Below are 19,723 nucleotides of genomic sequence, written 5' to 3'. Positions count from 1 at the left end.
TTACCACTCCTTACTATAAGTATTACGATCGTTTTTTTACAATAACTGCACTACAATGGCCTTCCACAGAATAGGAAACCGCCATGGCATAAGAACTCTCTAAAGCAAGCTCCTGGGTCACCACGTTACACCCAGAATGTGGCGTCTCATGGTGCACGGGAGAAACCCGCTTTTGTTGCATATCAGCAATAATACCGCAAACATCCAAGGCACCAGCCGCACCGTACGATTCTCCCAGCTGTCCACGATAGGAGGTAACGGGGGTCGTATCGGTAAATACGCGGGCAAGAGTGTCCATCTTTGCCGCATCACCATGGGCAACCCCATTTGCATCAGAAACAACAAAGTCAATATCCTTAGCGGTAAGTCCCGCCATACGAAGCGCCTCTTCCATGGCATACACCATGGATTCACCGGAACCGCCCCACCCTTGTGGCTCAAAGGCGGCACAATAGCCGACAATCTCACCCAGTACTGCGGCACCGCGCTGTGATGCACGACCTGCCTCTTCAAGAAGAAGAATACCACACCCTTCTCCCGGAACAAGCCCATCCGCAGAGGTGCTCATGGGCGAGGCCGTACCACTTTTGGAAAGACACCCCTCCCGGTCCATACCAAACAGAGTATAGATAGATAACTCTTCCAGTCCCACAGCAAACACTGCGGAAAGGTACTCATTATGTATGTAGTTACAACTCCAAATAAGGGCATCAAGGCCAGAGTTAAACCCCGTGGACATAACGCCGCTATGATTTTTCAAACCATACCGAATATTGGCATTACCCGTGGCTGAATTAATAACCGTATTTGCAAAAAGCCGGGGATTAACCGAACCAGGCCCGGTACGTTCACCGACGGTAATAAAGTTACCGACACTCTCAATACTTCCAAAGGCAGTCCCCACCATTAAGCCGGGACGATCATCCTCTTCTGTTTGCGCAAGATCGTCTTGAAAAGGTTCTTCCATGGCGGCAAAAAGGAGTTGCGTAGCCCGATCTTTTGTTCGTAACCCCTTGCGTCCCAATATTTTTTTTGCCACAGTTGTATCAAAGGGAACTTTGCACGCAGGAGTATCACTACCAAAGGCGTGCTCCTCAAAGGTGTTCACCATGGAATATTTCGGTGGTTTGGGCAAATTTTCGGTAAACGATTTAAAATCAAGACCGAGAGAAGTGAGGGCATTGACGCCGGTAATCACAATACGTTTTTCATTTATGCCCCCTCTGTATACTGTTTCAAGACAATGGCTGAGGTGTTGCCCCCAAAGGCATACGCATTGGAGATAATAACGCGCAGGTCTGCATCTCGAGCTGTGTTGGGAACGTAGTCAAGATCACAATCAGGATCAGCTGTTGCATAGTTAATCGTTGGAAGAATCTTCTTTCGTTGTAGCATCATACAACAAGCAGCAGCTTCAATGGCCGATGCTGCTCCCATGGTGTGTCCCAGCATCGATTTTAAGGAAATCATGGGAATATTCTGAGCTAGCTCGCCAAACACGTGCTTAGAGACCCGTGTTTCAGCCGAATCATTCGCGGGTGTACCGGTACCGTGAGCGCAAATAAGATCAACCTCTTCTTTCGCCACGCCACTATTTTCTACAGCCCGTGAGAGTGCACGAATTCCGCCCTCACCCTCCGGATGGGGAATCGTCATGTCGTGGGCATCGCATCCAAGGCCATAGCCAAGTACTTCACCGTAAATAGGTGCACCCCGCTCAAGTGCAGAGCTAAGACTTTCCAGAACCAGGACTCCAGCCCCCTCTGAAACAGCCATACCATTGCGTTCTTTATCAAAGGGGCGGCACACATCTGAGGTCGTTGCCAAAAGACGGTTAAACCCCGTAAACGCAACCTTTGCAAAGGGGTCGCTCCCCCCGGCAAACACATAGTCAAGGGATCCCGTGCGAATTTGATCATAGGCGTACCCAATAGCATGATTTCCCGCCGCACATGCTGTGGGAATCATGGTTGAAGCCCCACGAAGATTAAAATATGAACTCATATGTGCTTGAATAACATTGGCAGGATACTGAGGAGCAAACCCTTGAGGAATATCATGATGGGTGTCAGCCGCACACAAAAGTTCGACACATTTTTCTATAATTTGTGGCTCTCCCATGGTTGTTCCCATGGAAACACCGATGCGAAATGGATCGATAGTTTCGGGAGAAAGTCCCGCCTCATCCAAAGCCATCTGCGCTGCAGCAATGGCAAATTGACTGGCACGGCCCATTCGTGTAACAGCTGAAGCAGGAAGATGATCCGTGGCAGTAAAATCACGCACTTCTCCACCTGTTTTAGTACGAAATTCCGTTGTATCAAAGCTCGTAATAGGAAGAACACCGTTTGTTCCTTTAACAGCAGCCTCCCAAAATGCCTCCCGGCCTGTTCCGATAGGAGTTACAACTCCAAGTCCGGTCACAACTACTCGGCGGTTCATACACATCCTCTTTCTAATTGTTTCAGCCCTAAAATGCACTGTGAAACCGATTGAGAAAACAGAAAATCGATAAGATGCACCTAGAAACGACTAAAAGCACGTGGCGTATCAGGATGAGTGCGAAGCCTTAAATTTTTGAAAATCATCGAGGACCTTAAAACTGCTGTCATGGGCGACACAACAGGCTTCCTCAAAAAGAAGCATGTATCGCACTTCCCCCGTAACCTCATGATGTGAAAGAGCCGCACGGCAAATCTCCAAGGCATCATCAAACTCCCCTTCACGGCGAAGAAATTCGACAATCATATATGCCTCCTGCCATACAGTCATTTCAAAGGAGTCACCCTTACTGCGACAAATGAGCATAAGGTCTATGGCCTTACGCCGAATACGAGAGATACGTTCTGACGGTACATGATAGCTTTCTGCAACCCAAACACCACGAATAAGCATGGTAATTGCAAGGGCAATGTCCCCTTGTTTGTATGCGAGTAAGGATGCTGCTATAAATTTGAGAACAGACTCTGTGTACGTACTTTCCTGCACAAGTTTTTGATAGGCTGGGGAATACACAATCTGCTCGGTGCCTGGCAAGGCCGTAGCAATATCTTCAGTGGCATAGCCACAGTGAGTACAATAATTTACTGACACAGAAAGGGCGTCTGCTTCTCCCGGATGTCCGTCGATTCCTACGGGAACCTCAATTGACACATTCGCCATTTGAGGAAAATTACCCCGGGTACCGCACACAGCACACACTTTTTCCTTAAATTCCAGTGTAGACACTGAACCCCCTCTTTATATCCCACCGTACTGATATAAAATACAATCTTCCCCATCCGAATAATAGTTTTTTCGTTCTCCCACACGCCGAAATCCAACAGTTTCATAAAAGGAACGTGCAGCATTAGAACGTCGTACTTCAAGAAATAGAGCATCCCGTGGTGCCTGAAACCCAAAGTGTATCATAGCAAACCGGAGAAGTCCACGTCCAATTCCCTGGTTTCGTTTTTTTTCACCACGGCAAGTTTGTAAAGTTCCCACTCAGGGCCACACCGCCGTAAGGCGCCATAGCCACATAGCACGTTCTTTTCAAGGGCAACAATCATATCACCGCCACTCTCACAATGATCTCTATATTGTGAGTACGTCCACGGCGTTGGAAAATTTTCTTTCTCCAACGTTGCAATTGCAGAAATATGTGGTGGTGCTGCTACAGAATATTTCATATTTTTTCACAAAACCTTAAACTTTCCAAATATACATTCCGACAAAAGAATAAAGGCTTGACACGGAGGTCGCCATGGACAAAATTAAAAATGAACTTATTCGAAAAGCACGGGATCGATATGAAAATATTTTTCCCTGTGGAGGAACACAAAATCTCTTGGAGTGTTTTACCATAGAGAACGGACAAATGTACTTTTGGTTTAATACACCGGACAATTCAACCCATGCCCTCTATACAGATTTAGCGTAGTACCTTTTCCCCGTGAAAACTGAATACTGAACCTCCCCGTTCAGTAGGTAAAAAGAAGGGTTCCCCACCCTTCTTTTTATTTTTAAACAACAAAAGGGTGCTTTTTTTCCTTAAAAAACGTATATTCTTACGAAAAGAAACTACCTAAAGGCAGTTATGAGAAAAATAGATCGCAACGATATTAATATAATGATTGTGTGTAAAAGTGCGGGAGCTCAAGCATACAAAACCCACTTTACAAATCTCAATATTCGTCACTACGTTATTTCTTCGGGCCATGAAATAGAAAACATTCCCCAAATCCTGCCCATCAATGGCGTTTTGGTTGATATTTCTACGTTTGTAAAAATGGATCCCCATGAAAAAACAATCTTGAAGGAGATGGAAAAAATCTATCCCTTTGCACGAGTAAAATGGAATACCGATTCGGGACAGATTAATCTCATGCATCACCGCGATGATGTAGAAACAGTGGAAGATTTCATAGAAAAAGAAGCTCGTCTTTTTGATCCTCGAATCATGCGTACATCCCAACGAAAAGAGATTAATCTCAATGTAACCCTTTCTGACACTCGCGATTTTACGGGCGTGCAGGAAAAAACGACCACCCTGAATATTTCTGATACCGGATTCTTTATTATCACGTCCTCACGAAACTGGAAGGAGAATCAGCGGGTTTTTATCGTAATAAACGAACTCTCCCTGAAAACCCCCATCGAGTTACGTATTATTCGCAAAGTAGAGTGGGGAGAAATAGAGTCTACTGCACCGGGCATCAGTACCCGTGTTGACTCCATCCTTGACAGCCAGCAGGATGAGCTCATGGATTTACTCTAAGGGCGTCAGGAGGAGCTATTTTTCATCCTCCCCCGATACACGTCACCATTCTCACTCTGTTTTTTTTCTGTTTTGTGGTGCGTGCCGGTACTACCATGGAAACACACCGGGATACTATCACTGTGGATGCAGGAACGCGCGGCCCGCTCTTTCTTTCTCCCTACCATATCAACTCGGAAACCATTACCATAGAAACGCAGGACTCACTCTTACTGCCCGCATGGACCTACGCCCATGGACAGAACGCCCTCTATTTTGAATCTCCCCTCCGCCAAAAAACAACCCTGTACATCTCCTACACACGCCTCTACCCCGATATCCGGCGTATGTACATGCGATATACCGACCATGGAAAAGATAGTGCCGCCCACGATCTTACTACTCGCGCTTCTCCTCGTGCAGCACAGGACTCTGAATCGATTCGCATAGAAGGAAGTTCCGGTATTACCCTGGCAGTAGGACAGGGACGCAGTACTATTGAGCAAGATCTTACTATTACCCTTGCGGGATCAATTACTGACAGTACAAAAATCTCCGGCTCTATTGTAGATAAAAATTCATCTCTTGAGGGAGGAACCCGTGCCATTGGAGAGCTTGACCGCATCTTTATCCATGTGGAAAACCCTCGCTGGGAAGTCTTTGCCGGAGACATAGAGATTACCCCCCCCCCTTCGTTTCGACAAGACCCACTGTATCCAACCGGTATTGGGGGAACACTCACCTATGAACACGGGTACACAACAATCTATGGTGGGCTTACCACGGTCCAACGGGCAACACAGTATTTTCAAGGGAAAACAGGTATACAGGGGGGCATCTATCGTCTTGACGGAGAACATGTAGGCCCCTTATATCTTGTGCCAGGAAGTGTAGACGTATCTATTAACGGCGTACCCCTTTCAGAAGGACGTGACACAGGACATTACTATGTTGATTATGGAGAAAGCTCCATTCACTTTACCAATCGAAAAGCAATTCGCGAAACACACCTGATTCAAGTTCAATACTCTTACCAAAATAGTGTGTATGACAAGGCAACTACGGGTATTCATTCTACCCTTGCAGCCCCCGACTCAACCCTTATTACGGAAGCAATGCTACATATATTCGGAGATACCCCTTCTCGCAGCACCATGGAGTATAGCCCGGAGGAACAGGATCGTCTTGCCAAAAGTACAGGGGAGTCACCGCGGATTCTCTCCGGCAGAGAAGTACCTCGCGATGAAATACCGCAAATGCTGTCACGATATCGGCTCTATAAACGTCATGAGGAAACTCGGAACTATTTCTGGAAACCTCCTGAGGAGGCACGCACCACCAATGTACCCATATATACGGTACAATTCTCTCCCGACCCCGAAGGGACCTATCTTCCCTACGACCCCACTTCACCGGAGAAATTCTCTTCATATGACTCTCTTTTTCTTGCACGCCTTGAATCCTATACCGCAAAAACTCCCTTTCTTGAAGATATCTATCTCTATGTAGGAGAAGGAGGGCGCTACTCTGCTGAAATGGATGCGATCCTTCCAAAGCAAACCGCAACCGGCGCCGCACGGATAAAATATACACCTCATGAGCAGATAGGAATACAGTCACATATGATGGGAGAACTACGAAATCCCAACACCTTTAATGAGGCTCTCAGCCCACATTCTACGGGAGGTATATCCACATCCCTTCAGTTATCAACAGATGTTGATAACCTGTGGATAACTACTGTTGAAAGTCACCTGACCGCCTTTGATTCTCTTTTTGATCGTACGCAAATGGTAAATTATCACGACCTGGCACGTCAGTGGGATATTTCCCAAGACAATAGCCTCAGCCTCTTTCTGTGGCAACAAGACCTCTCGCTTTCCTACGCGCAACGTCTCTTCCTCACCCTTTCAGGTGGACAAATACACAGCACTGTGGAAAAACTGGGGAATCGCTATGGCGGAGAAATAGCCCTGCGTACTCACCCCATACTCCAGACTTCCTACGCTGTACAGCGCAATGAAATGCGAGAAGAAACCCTCAGACAGCAAGCCTTTTCTGCCGAAATGGATCGGCAAAACCTTCAACTACTCTTCTCTGCTGAGGAGCGGTGGAGAACAACCCCCGAACCGGAAAACAATTATGGCGAGCTAGAAGCGCGTCTTACCACAAAACTACGAAGTCCACTACGAGTAAAAACAAGCCTCAACCGCCACACGCAACGACGCGGGGGCGAAACACACCGTACAGCCCGTGATAGTTTTTCCCTCACCTCTCTGGAGCAAGAACTTGCTCACGATATATCACCCAACCACCATATCGCGTATCACGGTACGTACACCGTACGAACCGAGGGGGACCAAGACCAAAAAAGTGTACTCCTTTCCATAACCGACCGACAACACCGTCTCAATAACCGGCTCTCATCTTATATCCAGTATACAACCAGGTCTGAGAGTTCCCGTGAGAAAAATTGGGAATATACCCCCGTACCGAAAGGTACCGGAACGCATAGTAGAGACAGCCTTACGGGGCAATTCGTTCCCGATGAGTACGGCGATTACCTTGCACGGGAAATAACCCTGTGGAGTGACGACGATTCCCCGGTCATTTCAAATGCCTTCTTGTGGGATGTAGCCTATTCATCGGGAACCGCTGATCATTCCTACGGATGGTCCCTCAATTTTTCCATACATGAAGACATGCACGATACTACTCAGGGAGTTTCCAAAACCCGCCTCCCCGGCTACGCCACCCTGTCTCAAAATGTTGACTCCGTGCTCTATACCTTCACAGAGTTACACGGTGAAACCTATTGGTATCGCCATGCAGCCAAGGCACAGCACCGCCTTTCAAATACCATGTCCCATCGCGCGTCCCGAGGAGATACGCTTCACAGCATTCGTCCAAAGGCAGAAACAAAAAAGAGCTGACCCCACGCTTCGCGATAGGGATAAAACTGCCCGCTGCTTTTGAAAAACGTGTCCGTTTTTCTCAAAGAGAACGTCTGAGAGAAGGATATGGAGATCTTACGCAGGAGTTTCTTTTACGCGATGCACTTACCCTCTTTTTCACGGAAAGTGCAGGCGCTATATCAACCGGCAATGAAACGGGCTCTTTTGCCAGTATGGAAGCGGGGATACGCCTTTCCCCCAGCCTCCAGAATCACACCCAACTCAGTTATACCCGAGCGTACCTAGATATGCAGGAAAAACCTCCCTCACCCTTCGGCAGGAATTATCATGGCGGGCATAATCACCGTATACACCTTACCTCCCACATTGCTCTGGGAAAACGCACACGCGTTCAAGGATTTTGGCTCAGCAACTATGCAGAAAAAACAGACTGGGTACACACCATGTCATTTCAGGCACGGGTCACTTTCTAACGACGCTCTAACCACCGAAACTGATATGGCCCAAGGGGAATGGGTTTTGCGGTGGAAATCTCCTCTTCTGTAAAGATATCATAGAAGAAGCGACCGATGGCGTGAGACCTTATGACATTGCCGGAAACCTCTTGAGGCTCCTCAGAAAAATTCGCCAAAACAACAATTTGCGCCCCCATATTATTACGAATAAAGGCAAAAACATGTTCGTTACCGCTATAAAAGACATCGATTGCCGCTCCAAAAAAGGCCGTATGCTCTTTGCGCAAATGAATCAACCGCTGTATATGTCGATAAATCCGTCCCTGCAGCGAATCTTCCATGTCAAGCCCTTCAATATAATCCCATCGCATGGTAGAACGGTGAATCCAACGACTATCTTCAGACTTTCGAGGATCATGTATGTAGTCATAATCATTTAGCACCCCCCACTCTTCACCAAGGTAGAGTAAGGGAACTCCCCCCATACTCATAATAAGACTATTCAGGAGAACTATGCGCTTGATAGCCATATCCTGCAAAAGCCCATCTTCAGCATCAATGGCTTGCTCAAGCCCCGCAAGGGAAGCGAGGGTGCCGGAAATGCGCATATCCCCCGTATCGGGATTATACTGAAAGGGAACCCCCCGGGCAAAAGAGCCTTCAAAATCCCCCGTGTAAAAACGGTTTAAAAAATCACGATGTCCTTCCGGATCTATGCCGATACGCCATGCATCATCATTGTCAAAGGTCCATCCGATATCGTCGTGACAGCGCAAATAGTTACACCACATTGTATTTTGCGGAATGGAGAATTTTCGACTTACCGATTCATGCAAAAGATGTACCTTCCGTGTTGCCAAGGCTTCCCAAAGCATGGCCATTAAAAGCGGATTATAGGACAGATGACACTCTTCCGGTGAAACATAACTTAGTACATCTCGGGGATGGACGATAGCCTCTGATTTAAAAATGAGCCCTGGTGTGGCAATCCGTACAGCAGCATTAAATGCCTGAATAAGCAGATGTGCCTCCGGTAGATTTTCGCAATTCGTACCCATTTTTTTCCAAATAAAGGCAACGGCGTCCAAACGAAGCACATCAACTCCCACATTTGCGAGGAAAAACATCTCACCAAGCATGGCACGAAATACTGATGGATTGGCATATTTTAAATCCCATTGATAACTGTTAAAGGTAGTCCATACCCACTTTTTCATGCCGTTATGCCACGAAAAGTTTCCCCGCCGCACCGTCGGAAAGATCTCGCGCAAATGCTCTTCGTACTGATTGGGAATCGTACGATCAGGAAATATATAGTAGAAATCTTGAAACTCCGGATCGCCCGACTGTGCCTTCTTTGCCCATAGATGCTCATCCGAAGTATGGTTAAATACAAAATCAAGAACAAGTAGAATCCCCTGCTCTTGAAAGGCCTGCGCCACCTCACGTAAATCATCAAGGGTTCCCAATTCAGGATTGACAGAACGATAATCCTTTATGGCATATCCCCCATCACTCTCCCCTTCCCGCTCTTCAAAGAGTGGCATGAGATGTACATAGGTAATGCCCAACTCTTTAAAATAGGAAATATTTTCACGGAGACTTTGGAGATTTTCCGTAAAAAGCCCCACGTACATCGCTCCTCCAACAATTTCGTTGGACATAAACCACGTTGGGTCATACTCCCGCTGCTTATCACGTTCTTTGAGACGCTGGGGGCGTTCTAAATAGGTTTGCGAAAGCTCTATGGCAAGCTGTTCCAGGTGATAGAAGAAATCATATCGATGACCGTAAAGCTGAAACAGCAGGGAGAAAAGGCGCGGCCAGTGGGTTGATACCCGTTCAAGAAAGGTTTCCCGCACCTCTTCTTCCGTATTCGACAATTGCCGCTCAAATACGGGCATAAGCCGCCGTAAGGTGATACGCGCATGCTCATGATAGGTATCTGTATCACTATTCTTAGTCAATTCGTTCATTGGGAATCTCAATCGTGTCTAAAAAGTTATAGTAGGATATACCATCGATAATACCGCCAGCATGACTTTTATCAGAAAAGTAGATACGAGGATATCCGCGTAATTTCTCCAACTCCATGCTGTGGTTGGCCACAACGACGCCCAGGGTTTCACCCTTCAACATTGCCTCATCATTACCGCTGTCACCAGCTATTAAAATATTTTCCCAAGGAATACCCCATCGGAAAGAGAGCTGGCGAATTGCAAGACCGTCTCCACTCCGAATGGGAATAAAATCAAGGTACATACCGAGGGAAAAAACAACCTTGGCATGAAACCCTTCACGCCATAGGAGTTCCTTAATATTCTTTATCGACATGGATCGTTCCATATCAAGCTTATAGCTTATCTTATATTTTGATTGTTGCGGCTCATCCTGATAGTAAAAGCCCTCCACATTATCAAACAGATTTCTGATACCCTGGCGATCCCACCGGTAATTGATCCGCTTCTGCCATGACTCATCAGTAATTTGTTTCTTTCCATAGAAAATTTCTGTACCTACAGATGTTACCATAATATCCGGCTCTGGAACATCAAGTTCGGAGAGGAGCTTCATGGCTGAATCCTTATTTCTGCCCGTGGCAATGCCAAACCCAATATGCCCCTGCATCTCCTGCACCAGCTGAGAAAACTCCTTCAGAGAATTTTCATCACCCGTCAGGGTATTGTCGATATCTGTGATGATAATCCGATCAATCTGGGAAAGACGGTAATCTCGTTTTGCAACATTAAATATACGCGGACGATTACCAACAACAATCTCTCCAAGATCTTTAAGATATTTTTCAACATGGTTATCCCACGAATAATAGATACGCGTATTTTCGATACCAGCACGGGAATACTGTTGCCAAAGATCAGGGGAAGTCAGCAGACGCAACATCTTCTGCGCCATATCCCGTGTATCAAAAGGGTCTATTAACAATCCATTTTTACAATTCATTATAATATCTTGGGGGCCACCATCATTAGTAGCGACTATGGGAAGGCCGCTCCCCGATGCCTCAAGCAAGGTAAGGCCAAAGGGTTCTGTATAGGCGGGATTCACAAAAATACCGCGCCGCGATGCAGCCCACCGATAGGCAAAGGGCACCTCGTCTCCATCGTGCTGTTTTGGGTAGGCCACCTTTCCATATAAATCGTAGTAATCAATTAAATATAATACCTCATAGAGCACTTTACGCTGCTCTGGGCTGAAGCTCTTGATATCCTTCCGATTCCCCATAATAAGAATGAGATTGGCCTTGTTACGCAATTCTCTGTTTTCTCCATACGCTCGTATTAAGGTGGCAAAATTCTTTCTGTCATCGGGACGAGCAAGGGCAAGGATAGCAGGTTTATCCGGTTCTGTGAGAAAATGTTCAAAACGCCGCGTCAAAGCGGTATCTGTATTGCTTTCATCATAGGGCTCAAAGGAGTCAAGATCAACCCCTGGGGGTATTACTTCCATGGTTTCGGGATGATAACAGGAATACTCAGCATACTGTTCCTCAACCTCTTGAACAGTACTGGTAACGACACAAGCTGCTGAGTCAAGAGAGAATTCTTCCGCATCAATACGTTCATCAAAATGAAAGGTTTCTTGCAAACGCTCTTCCTGTTTTCCCTTCTCAAGGAGACGCCGTTTCTTACTTCTTCCTAAGGAGTGTCCCGTAAAAATAGAGGGAACACCCAAGAGAAGCCCCAATTGGCTGGCCGCATATCCACCATCAGCATAGTGCCCATGAAATACATGAGGAATAATCTTTGACTTTCTGATGTAATTTAGGGTTTGATCGACAAAGCTATCTATGTGTGGCCATAGTTTTTCCTTACGTAAATATCGTTTCGGACCAAAGGGAATACGAATAATCCACGCTTTTTCATTTATCTGCTCTTCCAGCTGCGCATAGGAAGCATCATACTTCTTATCAATAATCTGGCGTGTGTATACATACACGGCTTTTACTTCTTCCCGCTGTGAAAGAGCCTTTACAAGGTCGAGTACATACTTCGTCTGTCCACCCGTATCAGGATTAATTCCTAATTCTTGATCATATCCACGAAACAGACCGTGTATATTTACCATCCCAATAACTAGCTTCTTATCCATTTTTTCTCCTTAGTACGACTGATAAAACTGCCGATCTGAACAGGTTGCCCCAGACATTCCACAGACTCGGGCAGCAAAGCCCCCCGCCTTTTGTAACGTTTCTTTAGTACACTTTTTATGGTGCGCTAACTCATCTAAAACAACTGATGCAAAGGCATCTCCCGCACCGACGGGATCAACAAACGATTGAACCGGTGCTGCGGGTACATTAATAGATGTTGTATCATCAACGACCCATGCTCCCGCTTCACCGAGGGTAACCACAATCATGGAAATTTCATAGCGTTTACGAAGTAAGTGAGCGGCATCTACAATATCTTCGGTGAAACCTCCTGCCAAGAAAAAGAGTTCATCACGATTTACCTTCAGAATATCCGCAGCACGCAACAACTCTTCCCCCCAGGTAGAATCGTACCAGGGCTCTCGAATATTAATATCGCAAAAGCACAGCAGCTCATCACGATCTAAAAGATTAAAAAGACTCTCTCGTGATACTTCACTTCGTGCAGCAAGAGAGCCATAATAGAGGATATCTCCGTCCTCTAGGGGTAACTCTGTACGGGGTATAAAGTCATACGCACGCTGCGGCAGGATATCATACTGTGGCTCCCCCTCTTTATCAAGGTGTATGATCACACGTCCGGTGCCATGAATATAATCTTGTTGCACAAATTCACGACTAAGCTGCCAACGTTCCATGGCAGAATAAATTGCCGCACCATCTTCGTCGGCACCAACAGCTGAGATAAATCGAGGTGTATGACCAAATCCTTGCAGATTCCACGCAACGTTGAACGGGGCTCCGCCTAAAACAGTTTTTCCCGTATCAAAACTATCAAAGAGGACTTCCCCGAATACGAATACACTTCTTTTCATGGTCCATCCTTTCTATGATGGTAGTATATAACGATATAATATGGCACAGTAAAATTCAAGCAAAATCATGCTGTAATAAACACAACGCTCCTCGTCTTACCAAAGACAGGCAAAGAGATCCTTGCATGAGAAGAGGGAACAACATATACTTTTATACTATTTTGACACGGAGTTGCCCATGGCATTTTTTTTCATAACAGATCTTGATGGAACCTTGATCCCAAACAGGGGCAGTGCTGGTGAACGTGCTGCCTTACAGGAGATTCTTCGTCGGAGAAAGCAGTCATCTCAATTGCAACTGACCTATGCCTCAGGTCGAAACCACGCCTTAATTATTGCAGCAATCCAAACCTACGCTCTTCCAGAGCCTGACTACCTTATTGCTGATGTGGGAACCTCTGTATATATCAGACGGGAAGAGGGGTTCTTTCCCTCATCAGCCTATCATGATGTCCTAGCAGAAATCTGTGCAGAGCTTCCTGTGGAATCACTCAAAAAAAAGCTTTCCCCGCTTCCCATACAGGCACAGGATGAGTCCAACAACGGTCCGTTTAAAGCAAGTTATACAGTACAGCCGCAGGACAAAGATGGCGTTACAAAAAAGCTTGCAGAGCTCCTTCGGAATACACCGTGGGAACCAATTATCAGCCGTGATCATCGAGAAGACTATTGGCTTATAGATTTAGTTCCCACGGGGGTGTCAAAATTATTTGCAATATCATGGCTGACAAAGCATCTCAGCATACCCGTGAATGAACAAATTTACGCGGGCGATTCAGGCAATGACCATGCCGTATTTATGAGTACTATTCCTTCAATCATTGTAGGAAATACACCCGAAGAGCTCAAAAAGGAAGCACGTACAATTGAAGGAAATTTTATCGCACAAGGTGAAGCTACTGAAGGAGTGCTTGAAGGGCTAAATTATTTTAATTGGAAATAAAAAAAGAGGGCCGAAGCCCTCTTTTTTATCGCTGTATCCACTCTCGGTGAATTTCTGGAATATCCTCAAGTAATTGAATCGTATGCGGGTTTTTCGGAGAAAAAGCGACTTGATCAGGATCACCTGCTTCAACAACTTCCCCATCGTGCATAATAAAAATACGATCACTTACATAATAGGCGAGACCGATATCGTGAGTGATGAAGACAATTGTCATATCAAGCTCATCTTTCAGCTTCAGCAGATAATCAAGTATGCCGGCACGCACACATGCATCAACCATACTGGTCGGTTCATCTGCAACCAATACTTTCGGACGAAGCGCAAAGATACGCGCAAGTAACATACGCTGCATCTGCCCCCCGGAAAGCTCAAAGGGATACTTGTCCTCAATCTCTTGTGGCTTCATGTTCACCGCCATTAATCCTTCATCAACCCGTCTTTTAATCTCCTTAGCCGAAGGTTTTTTTCCCTTAAACACTCCAAAAGAAGCTTCCAATTGACGGCGGATAGGGAGAAACTGATTAAAACAAGTAAAGGGATCCTGAAAGACCATTTGCACTTCCTGCCAATGCTCAATCTGGTCACCAATAGGTTCCCCACGAAAGAGCAGTTCACCCTGGGTGGGTTTCAATAGGCCAAGGAGTAGTTTTCCAAAAACCGATTTTCCACAGGCTGAGCCCCCTACAACGGTAACAATTTCTTGATCTTTAATGGCAAGGTCAAGATTTTTTACCGCAACGGTAACATCTTTGCCATGACCAAAGCTTTTGGTAACATTTTTAAACTCAAACACATCTTTATTCGGCATATTTACACCTCACTTCACGATCACCCACCATACGAATTACCTGCTCAGTATGTTTACAATCTTCCCGTGCAACCTTACATCGAGGAGCAAAACGACACCCCTCAATGGGATTTGCAAGATTCGGGGGCGCCCCTTCAAGGGATTCCGGTTTCTTGTCTTTCTCATTTTCGTCAACGCTCATAATGGAGCCCATTAAGGCTTGTGTATACGGATGTCTTCCATCAAAAACAATTTGCTCTGTTGTACCAAGCTCCACAATCTGACCAGCATACATAATGGCAATACGGTCAGCCACATGACGCAAAAGATTTAGCTCATGGGTGATAAACATCATTGTTGAGAAAATCTTCTTATCAAGCAGGTCAAAGATCATGCCGATAATTTTTTTCTGCGTACTTACATCCAAGGCAGAAGTGGGCTCATCGGCAATTACCATACCGGGATTCAGCAACGTTGAGATACCAATAACCGATCGCTGTTTTTCCCCAGCAGTAAGCTGTATGGGGAAAGAATTGAGGACCTTGTCTGTATCCATGCCGAGAATAGAAAAACGCTCACGAATACGTGGATAGAGATCTTTTCGTGATACCGTATCTTTCTCATGGCTCATAATTAAATCTGCCGCAAGGTCTTTAATTTTCCGAGTCGGATTGAGAGCATTAAATGCCCCTTGAGGAATCATACTCACTTTTTTTGAGAGTACGTTTTCGCGTACTTCATCTGGGCTTCGTCCCATGAGAGATTCTCCCCGCACAAGAACATCACCACTTGTGGGGTAGAGCGGGGGAATAAAAAGCCCCATACACCCACTTACCAGAGTGGTTTTCCCACATCCAGACTCTCCGGCAATACCAAGAATCTCTCCCTCTTCCATGGAGAAACTCACATCCTGCACTGCGTGAATCCGTTTTCCAAATCGTGTTCTATAGTGAAGTGATAAATTTTTTACTTCAAATACTGCCATAAGGCTTCTCCTATTCTTTTCGCAAACGAGGGTTAAAAACACCTTCCATAGAGGTATTCAGGGTATAGAGGGCAAAGACCAGAATAGTGGTAAGAAATGCAGCGGGGAAAAAGGCCCACCACGCTCCGTCAATGAGAGCAAAATTTGCATTTGCTTCATTAAGGATAATACCCAAGGAAACACCTTCTACCGGACCAAGACCAATCATACTGATACTTGCTTCCATTAAGATTCCCGTAGCAAGCTGAATAATGAACACCATAAAAATGTACGAGAAGAGGTAGGGTAGTACATGCACAAAAAGAATCTTAAATGTACTGTCACCATTGAGCCGCGCAAGGGAAATATGGTCTCCCGTACGAAGACTGGAAACCTGTGCTCGCACAGACCGACATGTCCATGTCCACGCTGTTAAGCCGATAATAACGGCAACTAAGGTTAAAGACCGCCCGTCCTCTATGGCAGAACTTATTAAGAGTAACACCACGAATATGGGAATAACCATAAAGAGATTTGTCACCATATTAATGATATCATCAAGCACCCCCCCAATAAAACCGGCATACACACCGAGTAAGGTGCCCACAAAGGTTGCAATCACCCCTGCCAGAAGACCAACATAGAGGGATGACCCCAACCCCATGATAAGCATGGGAAGAACACTTCTCCCAATGTGGTCGGTACCAAGAAGTGCCAAACTTGATGGAGGCGTATATGTTCCCGCTACGGAGTTATCGTAAGTCACGGGATCTACAAACATACGCCCAATGACGGCAAAAAGAATAACAATTATAAACGTAAAAAATCCAAAAACAAACGTTTTTTCTTTCAGAAGATTTTTAAATAGCTTCATAGATTAACCCTCCACTCTTCCGGCTTTTACCCGGGGATCAAAAATACCAATGAGAATATCCACGGTGAAGTTTGCTATAAGAAGGAATATTGCCACAATTAAGGCTCCCCCCTGAATAACAAAATAGTCATTTTGATTTACCGCATCAAGTAATGCTGTTCCTAAGCCGGGGTATGAGAAGATAAGCTCTGTAATCAAAGCACCACCAACCATTTGCCCCAACATCATGGCCAATCCCGTAAGTTGTGGAAGCATGGCGTTACGAAAGATGTACTTAATAATGCGGTGTTCGCGAATACCAAGGGTTTTAGAAAACTTAATATAATCCGTACCCAACTCATAAATCGACATAGAACGCATGCCAATTGCCTGCCCACCAGCCATGACCGGACAAATTGACAAAAAGGGTAATATAAAGTGATATCCTGCACTCATGATGAAACCCATATTTAAACCTGGAGTGTACTCCCAGGCATACCCTCCATACGCAGGAAAGAGGTTTAGCTGTATGGCAAACACATATACTAAAACCATACCAAATACGAAAAACGGAATTGAGGTGCTCAACATAGAAGCAGGAAAAAGGATCTTATCAAAAGAGCCACGTTTATACGCCGCAAGAACACCTAATATATTACCAACAATCCAGCCAATAACGATGGAAGGAAATTGTAGGGCCAACGTCCAAGGTATGGACTCCCGCATAATTTCCGCAACGGGACGATCTTGCTGTATGGACATACCAAGATCACCTCGCATGGTCATCCCGAGGTAATTGAGATATTGGTTAAATAAGCTTCGGCGAACAACCCGCCCCTTCTCATCAGGAACCAGATCTCCTTCGGCATCGCGCACAAAATTACCATCAGCCCCAACCTTCGCACGGATAGCGTTCCCGTCTTCATCAAGACGAGCAAGATTATACCGTACATTCAGATCTTCTTCCATCTGACGAACCCGGTCAGGGGTCATCCCAGAAGACATTCTATTAAGAGTTAAGGTTACCGGATCAGACCCTCCAATACGCGGGAGGAAGAAATTGATTGTAATCGCTACAAAAAAGGTAAGGACATACCATAAAATACGATTGATAACATACTTCAACGTAGGATTGTGTTTTAACATCTATTCTCCTTTTTCCGTGGATCGTAATTTCCAAAGGACATTCCGTGCTGCACCGATGGTGGGTACTAACTGAGGCCCAACGGGATTGTCCGCATGGGGAAAGTTTTCCCATACTGCTTCTGTAAATTGGTAATACTGCTCTGGACGATATGCCAGAGGTATGGCTGGCTGGTCTTTCATAAAAATACGATTGAGCTTTCTATAGGCATCTACCAAGGAGTCTTGATTGGTAATCAAGGGGATATTCTTAATCAAGCTGTCTACAGCAGGGTTATATGTGTCAGACTCAGGATTATTATATCGCCCATAGTTTTCTTCCATTCTATCTCCGATGGGCGCCCAAAACTGCGATGACATAACGCCCTCTAGACGAGAAAGAGGAGTTGTGGGAGAAAGCTCAGGGGCAGGAGTAAACAAGATCATATCAAAACGCCCAACAGGCTGACTTTCCCTATATACACCTTGATCCACAAAATCTTGATACGCATCGATACCGGCTCGCCGTAGATCTCGTACAACAATACGCACAATGGCTTCCCAGTCAGTCCATCCAGAGGGGCACATAATGCGTAAAGAGCGGACAGGCTCGCCATCTTCGTTTTCCATATGGCTCAAGCGTCCATCATCATGCCACACCGAAGTATATCCAGCTTTCTCGAGGTAGCTACGGGCTTTCTCTTTATCAAAGGATGTACCATACTTTTCAGCATCTTCGGCAGAAAAATACTGTTTTTCATTACCAAAGGGAAGAATCAGACCAGGTTGAATATCTTCGCTGTATCCCGAAATAGCAAGATCTCGCACATCTTCATAATTAATGGCACTAGCAATGGCCCGGCGCATATACTTACTTGACAGCTCTTCATGTTCGGTATTCAGTACAAGAGTTGGAATAGAACCTGCCATGTAATAGGGCTGTTCTTCATACCATGTTTGCACACCCATATCGCGGCGCGTCCAGACTCGGGGAAGATAAGTAGAAGTCACATCAATACGACCCTGCTGCAAAGCAAGGTTAAAGTGACTATTGCCTTCAAGAATGGGATGTAGAATATACCGAGGCCCTGGTTCTTCTCCTGCAAAAAGAGCGTCATTGCCCCAGTAATCATCACGACGTTTTAAGATAATTCGTTCATTGGTATAGTTGTGTATTTGGTACGGCCCTGAAATAATGGGCGAATCTCCAAGGGTTAAACTGCGCAGTGCCTCAAAATCACCATCCAGTTCTTCTAACTTTTCAGCAAAAAAATGTTTTGGAAGAATTCGAACCGACTGAAGAGCCCCATATACAGCAAGGGGATTTTGTTGTGCGGCTCCCTCCATGTGAAAAGTGATTCGCTCGTGCTGCCCGTAATGATCATCCGGCAAAACGATATCTGCTAGGGTGTCAACATTCACGGTGTCAATAGTAATATCAGTGAGATGTTCCCACACACCGGAATATAGCACAGAATTATCTCGAGCTAACTCGTAGGTATATTTAACATCTTCTGCGGTAAGTGGGCGGTTATCACTCCAGCGCGCTGCGGAGTTCATAATAACAGAAATGTACTCATTTGATTCTTCGTAAATGGTACCAAGAAGCGGTTCCATTTCGGAGGTAAAACTATTAAACAACACGAGAGGTTCATACGTAACAGTGTTGTTCCCTCCTTCCATAATAGGAAAAGCTGACCACCATGCAAGAGGATTAAACGTTGTTGGAGATCCCCATTGCAACCCCCCGACATACAATGTTTCTTCTCGGGGATACCCAAAACTCCTGTCATCAGTTCCGCATGACACCATCGCAAGGGCCAAAACAGAAAGAGACAAAATCAGGCACATTTTTCTCATATTACCCTTTTCCTTTCTTAATCCACGTGGAAAATTAGAACACAAATTCACAATAATATAATATCTCGGCAAGAATGTTTTTGAGTTTTTTAGAGAT

General features: G+C 45.5%; 17 protein-coding genes. 4 read left to right on the top strand and 13 right to left on the bottom strand.

What is annotated here, in order from left to right; all coding sequences use genetic code 11:
• Positions 1 to 22 precede the first annotated feature (22 nt).
• The 5 genes from CALK_RS04180 to CALK_RS13000 form a co-directional block, all read right to left on the bottom strand.
• Positions 23 to 1,198, bottom strand: a complete 1,176-nt coding sequence (locus CALK_RS04180; RefSeq protein ID WP_022636415.1) for a beta-ketoacyl synthase N-terminal-like domain-containing protein — start codon at positions 1,196 to 1,198, stop codon at positions 23 to 25.
• 14 nt (positions 1,199 to 1,212) lie between these two features.
• Positions 1,213 to 2,442 (bottom strand): beta-ketoacyl-[acyl-carrier-protein] synthase family protein, encoded by a 1,230-nt coding sequence (locus CALK_RS04175; RefSeq protein ID WP_022636414.1) that lies wholly within the window; start codon positions 2,440 to 2,442, stop codon positions 1,213 to 1,215.
• Between the two features lie 108 nt (positions 2,443 to 2,550).
• Positions 2,551 to 3,228, bottom strand: a complete 678-nt coding sequence (locus tag CALK_RS04170; RefSeq protein WP_022636413.1) for a hypothetical protein — start codon at positions 3,226 to 3,228, stop codon at positions 2,551 to 2,553.
• A gap of 12 nt (positions 3,229 to 3,240) precedes the next feature.
• Positions 3,241 to 3,411: a GNAT family protein gene (locus CALK_RS13405; protein ID WP_022636412.1), complete on the bottom strand. Its 171-nt coding sequence runs from the start codon at positions 3,409 to 3,411 to the stop codon at positions 3,241 to 3,243.
• Positions 3,408 to 3,671 carry a hypothetical protein gene (locus CALK_RS13000; protein ID WP_022636411.1) on the bottom strand — a complete coding sequence of 88 codons (264 nt, stop codon included), beginning with the start codon at positions 3,669 to 3,671 and terminating at the stop codon, positions 3,408 to 3,410. The genes CALK_RS13405 and CALK_RS13000 overlap by 4 nt, the downstream gene beginning before the upstream one ends.
• A gap of 74 nt (positions 3,672 to 3,745) precedes the next feature.
• On the opposite strand from CALK_RS13000, the gene CALK_RS12785 reads away from it, so the two are divergent.
• From CALK_RS12785 to CALK_RS04155, 3 genes are all read left to right on the top strand, one after another.
• A complete protein-coding gene (locus CALK_RS12785; RefSeq protein ID WP_022636410.1) occupies positions 3,746 to 3,922 on the top strand; it encodes a hypothetical protein in 177 nt (58 codons plus the stop codon).
• A gap of 156 nt (positions 3,923 to 4,078) precedes the next feature.
• The gene (locus CALK_RS04160) at positions 4,079 to 4,759 is read left to right on the top strand and encodes a PilZ domain-containing protein (protein ID WP_022636409.1); all 681 of its coding nucleotides are present in this window, start codon (positions 4,079 to 4,081) and stop codon (positions 4,757 to 4,759) included.
• Between the two features lie 95 nt (positions 4,760 to 4,854).
• The gene (locus CALK_RS04155) at positions 4,855 to 7,671 is read left to right on the top strand and encodes a hypothetical protein (RefSeq protein WP_022636408.1); all 2,817 of its coding nucleotides are present in this window, start codon (positions 4,855 to 4,857) and stop codon (positions 7,669 to 7,671) included.
• 451 nt (positions 7,672 to 8,122) lie between these two features.
• On the opposite strand, the gene CALK_RS04145 is transcribed toward CALK_RS04155, so the two are convergent.
• The 3 genes from CALK_RS04145 to CALK_RS04135 are packed head-to-tail and all read right to left on the bottom strand — an operon-like array spanning position 8,123 to position 13,094.
• Positions 8,123 to 10,084, bottom strand: coding sequence for an alpha-amylase family glycosyl hydrolase (locus CALK_RS04145; protein WP_022636406.1), 1,962 nt, complete (start codon positions 10,082 to 10,084; stop codon positions 8,123 to 8,125).
• Entirely contained in the window at positions 10,068 to 12,218 is a 2,151-nt protein-coding gene (locus CALK_RS04140; RefSeq protein ID WP_022636405.1) for an HAD-IIB family hydrolase, read from the bottom strand. The genes CALK_RS04145 and CALK_RS04140 overlap by 17 nt, the downstream gene beginning before the upstream one ends.
• A gap of 9 nt (positions 12,219 to 12,227) precedes the next feature.
• A complete protein-coding gene (locus CALK_RS04135; RefSeq protein WP_022636404.1) occupies positions 12,228 to 13,094 on the bottom strand; it encodes a carbohydrate kinase family protein in 867 nt (288 codons plus the stop codon).
• Positions 13,095 to 13,272: 178 nt separating this feature from the next.
• Between CALK_RS04135 and CALK_RS04130 the strand changes: the two genes are divergently transcribed.
• Complete coding sequence (locus tag CALK_RS04130) at positions 13,273 to 14,037, top strand: HAD-IIB family hydrolase (RefSeq protein WP_022636403.1); 765 nt, start codon at positions 13,273 to 13,275, stop codon at positions 14,035 to 14,037.
• Positions 14,038 to 14,062: 25 nt separating this feature from the next.
• Here the strand turns inward: CALK_RS04130 and CALK_RS04125 are convergent, their stop codons facing one another.
• The 5 genes from CALK_RS04125 to CALK_RS04105 are packed head-to-tail and all read right to left on the bottom strand — an operon-like array spanning position 14,063 to position 19,626.
• Positions 14,063 to 14,848 carry an ABC transporter ATP-binding protein gene (locus CALK_RS04125; RefSeq protein ID WP_022636402.1) on the bottom strand — a complete coding sequence of 262 codons (786 nt, stop codon included), beginning with the start codon at positions 14,846 to 14,848 and terminating at the stop codon, positions 14,063 to 14,065.
• Entirely contained in the window at positions 14,838 to 15,812 is a 975-nt protein-coding gene (locus CALK_RS04120) for an ABC transporter ATP-binding protein (protein ID WP_022636401.1), read from the bottom strand. The genes CALK_RS04125 and CALK_RS04120 overlap by 11 nt, the downstream gene beginning before the upstream one ends.
• 10 nt (positions 15,813 to 15,822) lie before the next feature.
• Positions 15,823 to 16,665 carry an ABC transporter permease gene (locus CALK_RS04115; protein ID WP_022636400.1) on the bottom strand — a complete coding sequence of 281 codons (843 nt, stop codon included), beginning with the start codon at positions 16,663 to 16,665 and terminating at the stop codon, positions 15,823 to 15,825.
• 3 nt (positions 16,666 to 16,668) lie between these two features.
• Positions 16,669 to 17,790, bottom strand: a complete 1,122-nt coding sequence (locus tag CALK_RS04110) for an ABC transporter permease (protein WP_022636399.1) — start codon at positions 17,788 to 17,790, stop codon at positions 16,669 to 16,671.
• Positions 17,791 to 19,626: an ABC transporter substrate-binding protein gene (locus CALK_RS04105; RefSeq protein WP_022636398.1), complete on the bottom strand. Its 1,836-nt coding sequence runs from the start codon at positions 19,624 to 19,626 to the stop codon at positions 17,791 to 17,793.
• Between the last annotated feature and the right edge of the window lie 97 nt (positions 19,627 to 19,723).

The organism is Chitinivibrio alkaliphilus ACht1 (genome assembly GCF_000474745.1).
Classification (GTDB): Bacteria; Fibrobacterota; Chitinivibrionia; order Chitinivibrionales; family Chitinivibrionaceae; genus Chitinivibrio; species Chitinivibrio alkaliphilus.
The sequence above is the reverse complement of the archived record's forward strand: the minus strand, read 5'-3'. Positions and strand labels throughout refer to the sequence as shown.